The 13,900-nt window shown below is 34.0% G+C and carries 10 protein-coding genes; 9 read left to right on the plus strand and 1 reads right to left on the minus strand.

The window, feature by feature from the left end; genetic code table 11:
- Nucleotides 1-59 precede the first annotated feature (59 nt).
- Complete coding sequence (locus CVU84_13160) at nucleotides 60-1,715, minus strand: phosphoenolpyruvate carboxykinase (protein PKM93854.1); 1,656 nt, start codon at nucleotides 1,713-1,715, stop codon at nucleotides 60-62.
- A gap of 322 nt (nucleotides 1,716-2,037) precedes the next feature.
- Between CVU84_13160 and CVU84_13165 the strand changes: the two genes are divergently transcribed.
- From CVU84_13165 to CVU84_13205, 9 genes are all read left to right on the plus strand, one after another.
- A complete protein-coding gene (locus CVU84_13165) occupies nucleotides 2,038-2,772 on the plus strand; it encodes a hypothetical protein (GenBank protein PKM93855.1) in 735 nt (244 codons plus the stop codon).
- A gap of 80 nt (nucleotides 2,773-2,852) precedes the next feature.
- Nucleotides 2,853-4,820 (plus strand): methionine--tRNA ligase, encoded by a 1,968-nt coding sequence (locus CVU84_13170; GenBank protein ID PKM93856.1) that lies wholly within the window; start codon nucleotides 2,853-2,855, stop codon nucleotides 4,818-4,820.
- A gap of 20 nt (nucleotides 4,821-4,840) precedes the next feature.
- Entirely contained in the window at nucleotides 4,841-5,620 is a 780-nt protein-coding gene (locus CVU84_13175) for a hydrolase TatD (protein PKM93857.1), read from the plus strand.
- 162 nt (nucleotides 5,621-5,782) lie between these two features.
- Nucleotides 5,783-6,817 (plus strand): hypothetical protein, encoded by a 1,035-nt coding sequence (locus CVU84_13180; protein ID PKM93858.1) that lies wholly within the window; start codon nucleotides 5,783-5,785, stop codon nucleotides 6,815-6,817.
- Nucleotides 6,814-8,334: an ATPase gene (locus tag CVU84_13185; protein ID PKM93859.1), complete on the plus strand. Its 1,521-nt coding sequence runs from the start codon at nucleotides 6,814-6,816 to the stop codon at nucleotides 8,332-8,334. Before CVU84_13180 ends, CVU84_13185 begins: the two co-directional genes overlap by 4 nt.
- Nucleotides 8,331-9,911, plus strand: a complete 1,581-nt coding sequence (locus CVU84_13190) for a hypothetical protein (protein PKM93860.1) — start codon at nucleotides 8,331-8,333, stop codon at nucleotides 9,909-9,911. The genes CVU84_13185 and CVU84_13190 overlap by 4 nt, the downstream gene beginning before the upstream one ends.
- A 24-nt stretch (nucleotides 9,912-9,935) precedes the next feature.
- Complete coding sequence (xylF, locus tag CVU84_13195) at nucleotides 9,936-11,003, plus strand: D-xylose transporter subunit XylF (protein PKM93861.1); 1,068 nt, start codon at nucleotides 9,936-9,938, stop codon at nucleotides 11,001-11,003.
- A gap of 240 nt (nucleotides 11,004-11,243) precedes the next feature.
- Nucleotides 11,244-12,284, plus strand: a complete 1,041-nt coding sequence (locus tag CVU84_13200; protein ID PKM93862.1) for an ATPase — start codon at nucleotides 11,244-11,246, stop codon at nucleotides 12,282-12,284.
- Nucleotides 12,285-12,366: 82 nt separating this feature from the next.
- Complete coding sequence (locus CVU84_13205; GenBank protein ID PKM93863.1) at nucleotides 12,367-13,887, plus strand: xylose ABC transporter ATP-binding protein; 1,521 nt, start codon at nucleotides 12,367-12,369, stop codon at nucleotides 13,885-13,887.
- Nucleotides 13,888-13,900 lie beyond the last annotated feature (13 nt).

Genomic DNA, 13,900 nt, shown 5'->3' on the forward strand with positions numbered 1-13,900 from the left:
TTTTTAAAGTTTCAAGATTAGAGGTTAATTAAAATAACCTCAGTGCTTCATTTAAGTTATTAAGCTAATTCATTAACAACTTTTTTTAATGCTTCTAATGCTTCAGCTGGTAATTTATCGTAACCGCCTTTAGCAGTGTCTCTTGATTCAACATATTGCACTCTGTCAAGCATACGAGCTTTTAATTGACCAACATATTCTGCGTCGCTCATATTAGGAACAAAGCCTTCAACTTCCATAATTTCTATGTCTGAGAAAGTTCCCCATTTTTTGAAGTTAGTATTTCCTTCAACGATAGCTTCTAATGCGCCTAATGTAATGGCTGGTGTTACTTTCTTGCCCATAAAGTCGCCAGTGTTTAAGATATAGCAATCAACATGGTTTTTTTCAAATAGTTGTTTAAACTTGTTGAAATCATCTTCTAATTTGTATGTTCTAAAAGGATTTGCATATGGTTCTACTACTAATGCATTAGGGTCAACTCCTGGAGCCAAACGCTCTGCAGTTGTTCTTTTTGTTGCTAGTGTAGCACCCATAACTGAAGCCAATGCTGAACCACTTAACTTAATAACTGGAGGAAGAGTAGGATCCTTCATTAACCAGAAAATAGAATTGATTGGTTCTGCAAATTTGTCTAAACGGTTTGGTGACCAAAGCTTTGATTTAACAGCTCGTCCATTTCCATTTCTGATGTCTTCAGGAACAATAACAACTCTACCATCTTCATCAACAGTTGCGCCGTTATTTTGAACTGTCATTAAGAATTTGTTATCTGGGTCTGAAGCTGGATAATCTTGAGTTTTATCAAAATAAGCAGGCTCAAGAGCTACAGATGAACCATCTTCAGTAGAAATGATGAATGCATCATCATGTAATACTGTAATATCATATTTATCATTATGTTTTGCATGTGTAATAGTTGATTTACCTGAACCAGATAATCCAAATACACCTGCAACGTATTTTTTGCCATCAGCAAGGTTATAACGTTTTTGTCCACCATGGCATGAAGCATAGCCATTTCTGTTAGCACAAGCCCAACCAAGAGTAAGAGTACCCTTTTTATGTTCTCCAAAATATCTCATGCCCAGTAGTGCAGCACAGTTATGGTTTGGATCAAAGAATGTAAGACCCATAGCATGATCAGCATGTGACCAATCAGGATCTGAGAAAATATAAATGTCACCTTCGTGATTATATTCTTTTGAAGCTTTATACATTTTTGTATATTCTTCATTAAGGTATTGGAAGTTAAGCATCCATGAATACATAATGTTTTCATAACCTTCAGGGATTAAAAGATGAGCTTTTACCATGAAGTCAGGATCTAGACCTACAAATACTTCTGCATGATACATTGTTTTATATCTTGATTGAAAGATTGCTTCACTAATCTTTAAAGCGAATTCAGGTACGCTTACGCCTTCTTCCCCAAGAATTTTTCTTGCTGAAGCAGCACGACCAGAAACTGCTCCATCATTGAAAAGTAATACCTTAGCGTCAGCATCTAGGCCTTGAGCTTCTGGCTCATAAACTGCCATATCTGTAATAACAGTCCCCGGTGAACCTGCTGCTAATTGATAAGCTTCCTTTAAGGAAGTTACATGAATTACATTGTTGCCATAAAATGGTGTTTCGATTGTTGTACGAATTTGAGATAAAATTGGGCTTTTTGGGCTAATTTCATTCAAATTGTAGCTACGTTTTGTTGCCATTGAATTACCTCCTTTAGATTGTATAGAATAATGTTTGTATATATAAATTATCTCAGAATGAGAAATTTATGAACGGTTATATATCACTTCCAATTTTTCCCCATCTTAATTATAGATTTTGTTTTTGCAAATGTCAACAGAAAAATATTTATGATTTAGACATTGCAAAGGGTCTCTTATGGTTATATGCTTTACCTTTCCCATAAGGGTTGTATTTTATTTAACTGCGTGATAAGATAGTTGTAACTAATATATAAGCTTAAAGTAGAAAATATTGAAGTTGGTTTCAAGCAAGATTTTATTTGGGGAGTTGATAAAAACGATGGCTTTGGGGCAGAAAGTGGTAAAGGAATTAAATACAGAGATTGGCTTCATTGAAGATTTACTTAAGGATTATGAGGAACAATCTTTTTTGCAATGTATTCATAAAATCGAAGCACATTTTGAAAGCTGTCCAAATACGATAAGCAAGAAACTAATTAGAAATATTTATTTGAATTGTTGTATGAAAGCTGCAATTAGCGCGAAAGCTGCTGGAGATTTTAGTACATCTAAGGAAATATACGACAAGCTATTAACATATGAGAGTGAATTGATCTTTGAGTCGGACGTTATTTTATATAATGTTTATAGCCAATTAGCAGAAGTGGTTAGCCAGCTTGATGCTGACGAGGATTTAAATATATATGATGAAAAGGCTAAATTGATAGTAAATAAAATGGTATCATCTAGAGTTATTCAAAGCATTTACATCAGCTTTATAGAAGGTAATTATGACGAAGTAATTAAAAGAATAAGGGTCCTGAATGTTGATGATTTAGATCAATTTAACAAGGGAAGATACTATATGATGATTGGTTCTGCTTATTATTATAAAGAGCATTATAAAGAAGCGATTGGTTATTTAGAAAATTCAATAATATACTACAAGGATAAGCCAAATAACAGTGTGTTAGAACTTATTTTTGAAGAATTAAGTAAGTGCTACATGCATTTAGAAAAATATAAAGAAGGCTTTAAATACTTAAAATTAGCCCACAATAAAATAAATATATAGCATCAAAAAACTTTGCATTTTTATATGTTTAAATATATAATATGGATAAGATTTAAGAAAGCTTGAACGGAGGAACGATAATGGGTAAGAAACCCTACTATATTACAACAGCAATTGCTTACACATCCAAAACCCCTCATATTGGAAATACTTATGAAGCGGTATTAACAGATAGTATAGCAAGATTTAAAAGACTATCAGGTTATGATGTATTTTTTTTAACTGGAACAGATGAACATGGTCAAAAAATTCAATTACAAGCAGAACAAGAAGGCATAACTCCAAAAGAGCTTGTAGATAAAATTGCAGGTGAAGTAAAAACCATTTGGGATTTTATGAATACCAGTTATGATAAATTTATCAGGACTACTGATGCAGAGCATGAAGATATCGTTGGTAGAATTTTTAAGAGATTATATGATCAAGGTGATATTTATAAAGGTAGCTATGAAGGCTGGTACTGTACACCTTGTGAATCATTTTTCACAGAATCTCAAGTTGTTCAGGGCAATTGTCCAGATTGCGGTAGCCAAGTACAAAAGGCAAGCGAAGAAGCATATTTCTTTAAATTAAGTAAATATGAAAAAAAGTTAATGCAACATATCGAAGATAATCCTGATTTTATTCAACCGGAGTCAAGAAAAAATGAAATGGTTAACAATTTTATTAAACAAGGCTTACAGGATTTGTGTGTTTCAAGAACTACATTTAATTGGGGTATTCCCGTTTCATTTGACGATAAACATGTAATTTATGTTTGGATAGATGCGTTATCAAATTATATAACGGCACTTGGCTATAATCCTAATGGAGAAAGTGGCGAGCTATTTAATCGCTATTGGCCAGCTGATGTACATTTAATTGGTAAAGATATTTTAAGATTTCATACTATTTATTGGCCAATTATGCTAATGGCTTTAGACGTAGAGTTACCGAAAAAGGTTTTTGGGCATCCTTGGTTAATGGTTGGTGAGGATAAGATGTCTAAATCTAAGGGTAATGTTATATATGCGAAACAACTAGTTGATTTTTTCGGTGTAGATGCCGTTAGATATTATGTATTACATGAAATGCCATTTGCTCAAGATGGCACATTAACCTATGAATTATTAATAGCAAGAATAAACTCTGATTTAGCAAATATTCTTGGCAATCTTGTGAATAGAACTGTTGCAATGGTTCATAAGTACTTTGATGGTATCATCTTGCCGCCAAGTAAGGGAGAAGCTATTGATGAAGAATTAATTAACATGGCATTATCTCTAAAAGGTAAAGTTGAAGTCAAAATGGATGACCTTAAGGTGGCCGAGTCTATAGATGAAATTTGGACCCTCTTAAGAAGAAGCAATAAGTATATAGATGAAACCTGCCCGTGGGTATTGGCAAAGGATGAAAGCAATAAGGAACGTTTGGCTACGGTGCTTTTCAACCTTATAGAAAGTATTCGATTTGCCTCTGTTTTATTGAGTGCATTTATGCCAGAAACAGCAGAAAAAATCCAAAAGCAAATTAATGCTACAAATGTTAGCCTAGAATCTCTAGATTCATTTGATGGAACAACGCCTGGAACTAAAGTTGGCACTGCTGAGGTTTTATTTGCAAGAATTGATGAAAAGAAAATGCTAGAAGAAATAAATAATGAAAATGAAGCTATGAAAGCGACTGGGAAACAGGATGTAGGAATAGCAGCAAAATCAGAAGGAATTGCAACAAAAGACGAAGAGACAATTCTTATAGATGATTTCGCCAAAATCAATATTAAAGTTGGAGAAATTATTGAATGTGAAAAAGTAGAAGGTTCTGATAAATTATTGGTGTCAAAGGTTCAGGTTGGCAATGAAACGAGACAAATTGTTTCCGGTATTGCTAAGAATTACGTACCAGCAGAGTTAATTGGTAAAAAAGTGTTAGTAATTACGAATTTAAAACCCGTAAAGCTTAGAGGCGTACTTTCAGAAGGAATGCTCTTGGCAGCATCAGATGAAGAAGGCAATCTTAAGCTTGCAACGGTAGATGGTGATATTAATACAGGATCAACTGTAAAATAGGTTGCAATAGGGGTGAAAAAATGTTTTTTGAAAGTCATGCACATTATGATGATTTAAAGTTTGAGCAAGATAGAGATACTATATTAAGTAGTGTGAAGGAACAAAACATAACTAAAGTCATTAATGTCGCTGCAAATATGGCATCTAGCTTACACTGCATAGAGCTTGCGAAAAAATATGACTTTATATATGCAACAGTTGGGGTACACCCTCATGATGTAGGAGCAATGTTAGAAGATGATTTAGAAACCTTAATTGGTTTGTCTGCGTATGATAAAGTTGTAGCTATAGGAGAAATTGGCTTAGATTATTATTACGAAAACTCTCCAAAAGAAGTTCAAAGGCTATGGTTTAGAGAACAGATTAACATTGCGAAGGATATTGGGTTGCCGATTATTGTTCATAGTAGAGATGCTTCAAAAGAAACCTATGAGCTCATAAAAGACTCTAGAGGATATGAGGTTGGTGGCGTAATCCATTGCTTTTCAGGGAGCAAAGAAATGGCTCAAGCTTATGTAGATATGGGTTTTTATATTGGAGTAGGGGGCGTTGTAACCTATGACAATGCAAAAACCTTACAGGAAGTAGTAAGGGCAATCCCGCTAAAAAACATATTAATTGAGACGGATTCACCATACTTGTCTCCAGTGCCAAATAGAGGAAAGCGCAATGATTCAAGGAACCTTCAATATGTTGTAAAAGCAATAGCAAAGTTAAAAGAAATATCTGAGGAAGAAGTGATTAAGACAACTTACGATAATGGCCTTAAGCTATTTATGGGTAATAGTTCAAATAATTAGCTTGAAAAATGAATTTATAAAAAGGGCGATTAACACGCCCTTTTATTATCCCAGTAGGAAAGTTTACTTTCCATGAAGAAGAATAGAATAAAGAATTGAATAGTATAAAAGGTATGGAACGTAGGGACGAGCACTTGAGCACTTTATTCTTATATAAAGGTGATGACTATGAAGAAAAGCGTAATAAAGATAGCTATCATAACACTAGTTTCTATATTTATTATTGCCGCAGTTTTATCAATAAAATATATAACAGAAATTAGTGATGAGCTTAACGAAACCAATTCGGAAAATAAGGATAAAAAGTTGCCGCAATATCATTTTATGATTATTGCGAATGAACTAAACTTTTCATCAGGAAAGGCATTTATAAATGGTGTCAATTTAGCGTGTGAGGATTATAATTCCGTTGTAGAAATCAATGAATATAAACGAGAAAATATTGACCAACAAATAAAAAACATTGCAATTGCTGTGGCTTCAAAAGTAGATGGTATTATTGTTCAAGTAACAGATCAAGAGTTGTTTGTTGATGAAATAAACAAAGCAATTGATGAAGGTATCCCTGTAATAACTATTTTTGAAGATTCAGCAAAGAGTAAAAGATTGAGCTTTATAGGCGTTAATTCTTATGAATTAGGTAAGCGAGCGAGTGAATTGGCTGCCAATGCGGTTGATAGCAAAGGGGAAATGGCAATTATATTTGATGGATTAGAAGAAAAGAATTTTGATACTTCTAAGAATTTAATAGAAGAAGGAGTTCGAGATGGCTTGGTTACTAGTCCACAATTAACCATTAAAAAAATTGATATATCCACAACAGGTATACTGGGTGCAGGCGATATTGCAAAGGAAATTATTAGAGATCATCGGGGAATCAATGTTATATTTTGCACTAGTGCCAAGACAACACTTGGTGTTGCTGAGGCAATCGTTGATTTGAACATGGTTGGAAAGATAAAGATTGTTGGATATGGTGATGATCATGATATATTACAATTCATAGATCGGAATGTCATTGACGCATCATTGGTAAGTGATACGAAAAGCATTGGTTATCAAAGCATTGAGTCTGCTTATAAATATTTAGAGGAAGGTAGTATTTCGGATTTTGAAGATACAGGAATATATGTGATTGATGAAACAAATATAGATTATTATATTGAAAAACTTAAAGAGGAAGGTGACGACTCTTGAAAAACCTTCTTATTGATAAAATTTTTAATATAGCTACGATAAGAACAAAAATGATAGCATATTTTTTTGCTACAGTAATCCTGTTGAGCTTTCTAACCATTTATACGTTTTATGTGTCTCAACAATCCCTTAATCAAATGGATGAAATGTATGAGAAAAATTTGTATCTAGTTGATATTTCTAACAAATTATCTCAAGCAAATGACAATTTATTAAATTTTTTAACTGTGAAAAGCTCAGATAGCTTTATTGCTTTTCAAAGGTCTGGTGAGGAAATTAAGGGTGTTATCGAAGCTACAAATAGAGATTTGAGCTATAATCCCTCACAACTACTGTTTGTTGATGTTTCTAATATGATTTATGTTTATTTTTCATATGCGGATTCTGCTATAAATGCAAAGAGGGGTCGAAACGACGATGAAACAAACCAATCATATACGAAAGCAACTGAAATTGAGGGATATATTCAAGAATATATTGCAAAAATACAACTAAATCAAATTAAAGAAAATGCTACAAGATATCAAATTGTAAAAGACAAAGTATCAGAATTACAAAAAACAAATGTTGTATTAATTGTTGACGTTATGTTGTTTTCAATATTAATCATCATTATTTTAACGTATAGGATGACTGAGCCAATTATAAGGCTTGCTCATTCGGCAGACGAAATTTCTAGTGGGAACTTTGAGATTGATGAAATTGTGGTAGATTCTGAAGACGAAATTAAAGTTATGGCAACAGCCTTTAATAAAATGAGAGAAAATATAAAAAATTATATTGAAGAACTTAAAAACAAGGCAGAGACAGAGGCTAAGCTTATGGATCAGGAGCTACAAAATATTAAGATGCAAAGCTTGTTGAATAAGGCGGAGCTTGAAGCTCTACAGTCTCAGATTAATCCCCATTTCTTATTCAATACGATAAATACTGGCGTGCAGTTGGCTATGATGGAAGGTGCAGATGTTACTTCGGAATTTCTTGAAAATATGTCTGCGATATTTAGATATAACATTAAGAATTTGAAGAAGCCGGTTACGCTAGGAGAAGAGATAGATAATATTAAGGCATATGCTATGCTTTTAAAGGTTAGGTTTGGAGAGTTTTTAAAGTTTGAGTTTGATATTGAAGACGGCATTAATGAAATCAATATGCCACCACTTATCTTGCAACCATTGGTTGAAAATGCATGTATCCATGGGATTGGAGACCTCGAAGAAGGCGGCGTTATTCGTATTACTACAAAGAAGGATGCAGATATGGTTCATATTACTATTGAGGACGATGGCGTAGGTATGGATCAAGAATATATTGATAAGGTTCTCTATCATACAAACGAAGAAGATCTTTTTAAAAAGCCAAAAAAAAGTCATACTACAGGAATTGGCCTAGCAAATGTTATTCATCGGTTACGTTTATTTAGTCAGAATGAAGATGCAATTGAAATAAGCAGTGATAAATCTAATGGAACCAAAATAATAATTCACCTTCCAATCTGTGAGGAGGCAATGTTATGAAATATAGATTAGTTGTAGTAGATGATGAAGAAATTGTAATTAACGCAGTGAAATTTATTGTAGAAAAGAATATGGAAAATGTGGAAATAATTGGTACTGCTAAGAACGGTAGAGAAGCAATAGAAGCCGCGATAAGACTAAATCCAGATATTATGCTGATGGATATTACAATGCCTGGAATCAATGGAGTGGATGCTATTAAAGAAATTATTGAACATAACAGTAAAATTAAATTTGTTATACTATCGGCATATGAACAATTTGAGTATGCCAAGGAGGCTGTCGGTTTAGGTGTTCAAGATTATTTGCTGAAACCAATCAATAGATATAAACTAATTGATGCTTTGAATGAAGTAATCAAAACCCTTGAGATAGAGCATAGTAAGCGTATAAAAGAAATTGAAAACATGGAAAAGCTTCAAAATGTTTTGCCTATTTTAGAACAAGGGTTTATATACTCGATACTCATGAATAGAGATTATGAAGATGAAATATCAAAATACAAAGAGCTATTTGAATTAAAGGAAGAAGGGGGATATCTCTTAGTAATTGAATTTGGAGAATATGATAGCAGCACGTTGAAAAATAAAATTGGTTCAGGTGTGAAGTTACAAAAATCATACAACCTAATTCGAGATAGCTTAAAGTTCAAATATAAATGCCTAGTCGGGCCAGCGATTATAAATCGGATTATTGTATTTGTTTCGAAAGACCATCCTTCAGATGAGTATGAATTTAGGCTTGAAACGATTGAAATGGCAGAATACATAGCCGAAACTGCTATGAAAAAGACTGGGGTTGAATGTTATATTGGTATAGGAGGCTATTACCATTTAAAGGAATTGCCCTATTCATATGAAGAAGCTTTGAAAGCACTTCGAGATAGCAATGGCCAAGCAGTAACGCATATTAAAGATGTAAAAAATGAAAATCGAATGGAATTAGACGTATACAATACAATAGGAAAAGAATTGTTGGTGGCCTTTGAATCGGGGAATGAGGAAAAAACTTTAGTTTATTTGAATAAAATTTATGATGCTATTTCTTGTCTTCCAACACATGATCAACCCAATAAATGTATTGAGATTATGGTTTTGATCTACAGAAAGGCATATGAAATGGATGTGAAAAGTGATACGGTGATCAACTACTCTTCTTATCTAGAAGAAATCATCGGTCAAGATAAAGAAGAGCTGCAAAGATGGAGCATAAGAAAGGTGAAATACTTTGTTTCTAGGATTAGTGAAATGAATAAAAATAAAGTGAGCAAAGCTGTACTAGAAGCAAAAAATTATATTGATATTCACTATAGTAAGGAATTAACCTTAGAAGAAATATCAAGAGTTGTAAGTGTCAGTCCACAATACTTTAGTAAACTTTTTAAGGAAGAAACTGGGTTTAATTTTATAGAATATTTAACCAATAGTCGTATTGAAAAAGCAAAAGAATTGATTAAAAACTCTCAAATGACCATGAAGGAAGTATGCTTTGAAGTAGGGTACAATGATCCGAATTACTTTAGTCGGCTCTTTAAAAAGATTGTTGGCGTTTCACCAACAGATTATTTAAGAAAGTAGCAAAATACTAGGGGGTATTTACTGATGAAAGGAAGAAATTGGGTAGTACTTATTGTGGTAGCATGTGGTCTATTAATCCTCGTAAAGGTTCTATTCGGGGACAAAGATTCAAAGGAAAACCTTCCGTCTGAAAAAGATGATGGAATCGTGATTGGGTTCTCATTAAGTTCTATTGTGATTGACAGGTGGCAGAGAGATAGAGACGTATTTGTAGCAACAGCAAAAGAACTAGGTGCAGAGGTTATTGTACAAACAGCAAATGAAGACAAGGAAACTCAAATAAAACAAATTGAGTATCTGATGAAGGAAGGGGTCGATGTTCTAGTCATTAACCCAGATGATAAGGATGGATTGTCAGACGTTGTTAGACGAGCAAAGGCCCAAGGAATTAAGGTGATTGCGTATGATAGAAGCATTAGTAATGCGGATGTAGATGTTTATGTTTCCTTTGATAATCAAAAATTGGGAAGATTAATGGGGGAAACGATGCTAGAATATGTTCCTACAGGCAATTATGTAATTATTAATGGATCCTTAAAGGATAATAATAGCATCATGTATAATGTGGGCTTTCATGAAGCAATTGATGAAGCAGTAGAAAATAAGGATATTACCATTATTAAAGAGGTTTGGGGTGAAGATTGGGGAGAAGAAATTGCCTATACCTCTATGGAAGAAGTTATCCAAAGCGGTGAAAAGGTCGATGGTGTCATTGCTGCAAATGATCGCTTTGCAGAAGCGGCTATAAGAGTTCTAGCAGAAAACAGACAAGCGGGAGATGTGGTGGTAATTGGCCATGACGCTGAATTATCTGCATGTCAAAGAATTGTAGAAGGAACTCAAAAAGCAACTATTTATAAATCCATTACAGATATGGCTGAAGGTGCGGCAAGACTTGCCATAGATTTAGCGAATGGTAAGGAAATTAATTTCCAATCTACATATGATGATGGCACGTATGAAGTACCTAGAATAATGTACGATGTATTCATCGTTACAAACGACAATATGGTGGATATTATCGTGAACAAGGGTTTTCATAGATTAGAAGATATCTATCAAAACGTACCTAAAGAGCAATGGCCAAAGTAAGCGTCAAAACACAGGCCATGGAAATATTTAATGCATAATATAATGCTATACAAAGCATACTATAGAAAAAGAGACTAATTAAAGTAAGGATATGATAATATATTCTAGAGCTAAATAGGCTCTTTTTTTATATAATCATAACTGTAGTGAAACAGCGGTGCCGTGATTAGATAGGGTGAATTTAAGAACGACATTGGCAACTTAATCATTAATCATTAATTATTTGGAGGGTTATGCAAAATGAAAAAATTAGTAACATTATTTTTAGTTTTAGTAATGATGACATCCGTATTTGCTGGATGTGCTAAAAAAGAAGCTCCAGCAACTGATACACCAGCAACTGATGCTCCAGCAGCAGATGCAAAAATTAGAGTAGGTATTTCATTACCAACTCAAAGAGAAGAAAGATGGGTAAGAGACAAAGAACAAATGATCGCAGAAGCTGCAAAACTTGGCGTTGAGCTAGTAGTAAAAGTTGCAGATGCTGACACTCAAGAACAAATCCAACAAGTTGAAGCTATCTTAACAGAAGGCGTAGACGTATTAATTTTAGCTCCAAACGATGCATCAGCATCAGCTTCATTAGTTGACATGGCTAAAGAAGAAGGCGTACCAGTTATCGCTTATGACAGATTAATTACTGGAACTGCTAATTTAGATTATTATATTTCTTTTGATAATACTGAAGTAGGTAGAGTTCAAGGTAAATTTATCACTGATTTAGTTCCAGAAGGAAACTATATCATTATGTCAGGTGCACCAACAGATAATAATGCAAAATTATTCAAAGAAGGCGCTATGGAATACCTTCAACCACTTATTGACTCTGGAAAAATCAAAGTTGTTGCTGAACAAGCAGTTGAAAACTGGGAACCAGAAAATGCTCTTAAAATCGTAGAAGCAGCTTTACTTTCAAGTAACAACGAAGTAGATGCAATTCTTTCTCCAAACGATGGTTGTGCTGGTGGCGCTATCCAAGCATTAGCAGCTCAAGGTTTAGACGGTCAAGTTCCAATCACTGGACAAGATGCTGAACTTGCAGCAGCTCAAAGAATCGTAGCTGGAACACAAACTATGACAGTATTTAAAGACACTAGAGATCTTGCTTCAAAATCAATTCAAATGGCTATGGCTCTTGCAAAGGGTGAAGCAGTTGAAACGAATGGTGAAGTAGAAGGCGTTCCTTCAGTACTAATGGCAGTTAAGATTGTAACTAAAGATAATGTGAAAGAAGTTTTAGTAGACAGCGGATACTTAAAAGAAGCTGACGTATTTAAATAAGATACGAAACAAGTAACATATTTTAAGCAGAGAAGTAGCGATAAGCTACTTCCCTGTTTGTTATAAGAAAGGCGGTGTAATCATGAACGAGTGCATATTGGAAATGCAAAATATAGTTAAAGAGTTTTCAGGAATAAGAGCATTAGATGATGTTACTTTCAAGGTAAAACGTGGTGAAATACACGCCTTAGTGGGTGAAAATGGTGCGGGGAAATCAACACTCATGAAGGTTTTAAGTGGAGTTTATCCTCATGGTGATTATTCAGGGAAGATTATTATCAATGATAAAGAGATGGCATTTGGCCATATAAAAGACTCTGAAAAAGCGGGAGTCGCAATTATATATCAAGAACTTGCATTAGTTAAGCAAATGAATATTGCTGAAAATATTTTCTTGGGTAATGAATTACGAGGAAAAGTTGGAATAGATTGGAATCAAGCGATTTCCAGAACAGAAAAGCTTCTTAAAGATGTTGGATTAGAAGATAATCCACTTACCAAGATCTATCAGCTTGGAATTGGAAAGCAACAACTAATCGAGATTGCAAAAGCAATCGCTAAAGACGTTAGCCTTCTCATTTTAGATGAACCAACAGCAGCGCTTACAGAAACTGAGAGTGATAATCTGCTTACCATCTTAAGAGCATTGAGAGAAAAAGGTGTTACATGTGTTTATATTTCCCACAAACTTAATGAAGTGCTTGAGATTGCAGACACAATAACAGTTCTTAGGGATGGTAAAACAATCTGTACCATGGATAATGATGATCAAATGTCAGAGGACGTCATCATAACTAGAATGGTTGGTAGAGAATTAACGAATAGATTTCCAAGGGTAGAACATAAAGCCGGTAAAGTTGTATTAGAAGTAGAAAATTGGACTGTTCCACATCCTGAAATACTAGGTAAAAATATTATTAGCAATGTGTCTTTTCAAGCAAGGCAAGGTGAGATACTAGGGATTGCAGGTCTTATGGGTGCAGGTAGAACAGAGCTTGCAATGAGTTTGTTTGGTGCATATGGCGAAGGAATCACAGGTACTCTTAAACTTGAGGGCGTAGAACAACGCTTCAACAATCCAAGGCAAGCAATTCAAGCAGGATTTTGTTACTTAACAGAGGATCGAAAAAAAACAGGTCTTGTCCTAATGATGGACATCAAAAAGAACATAACGCTTTCGAGTTTGAATAGCATTACCAAAAACTTTTCAATTAATGCAAATGAAGAAATAAAAGTATCAAATGAGTATGTGTCAGCTCTTAAAATTAAAGCTGCCTCTATAGAACAAACTGTTGATCATTTATCAGGTGGTAACCAACAAAAGGTAGCCATTGCAAAGTGGTTAATGGCAAAGCCTAAAGTATTAATACTAGACGAACCAACGCGTGGTATTGACGTAGGTGCAAAATATGAAATTTATAATCTAATGAACAAGTTAGTAGAAGAGGGTGTCTGTATTATTATGATTTCATCTGAATTACCTGAAGTATTAGGTATGAGTGATCGTGTCATAGTAATAAAAGACGGAAAGATTACTGGAGATGTTGATTTTAAAGAAGCTGACCAAAAAACCATTATGTACTATGCTACAGGTGGCAAGTAAAATGAAAGGATGT

This window comes from Firmicutes bacterium HGW-Firmicutes-1, assembly GCA_002841625.1.
Classification (GTDB): Bacteria; Bacillota; Clostridia; order Lachnospirales; family Vallitaleaceae; genus HGW-1.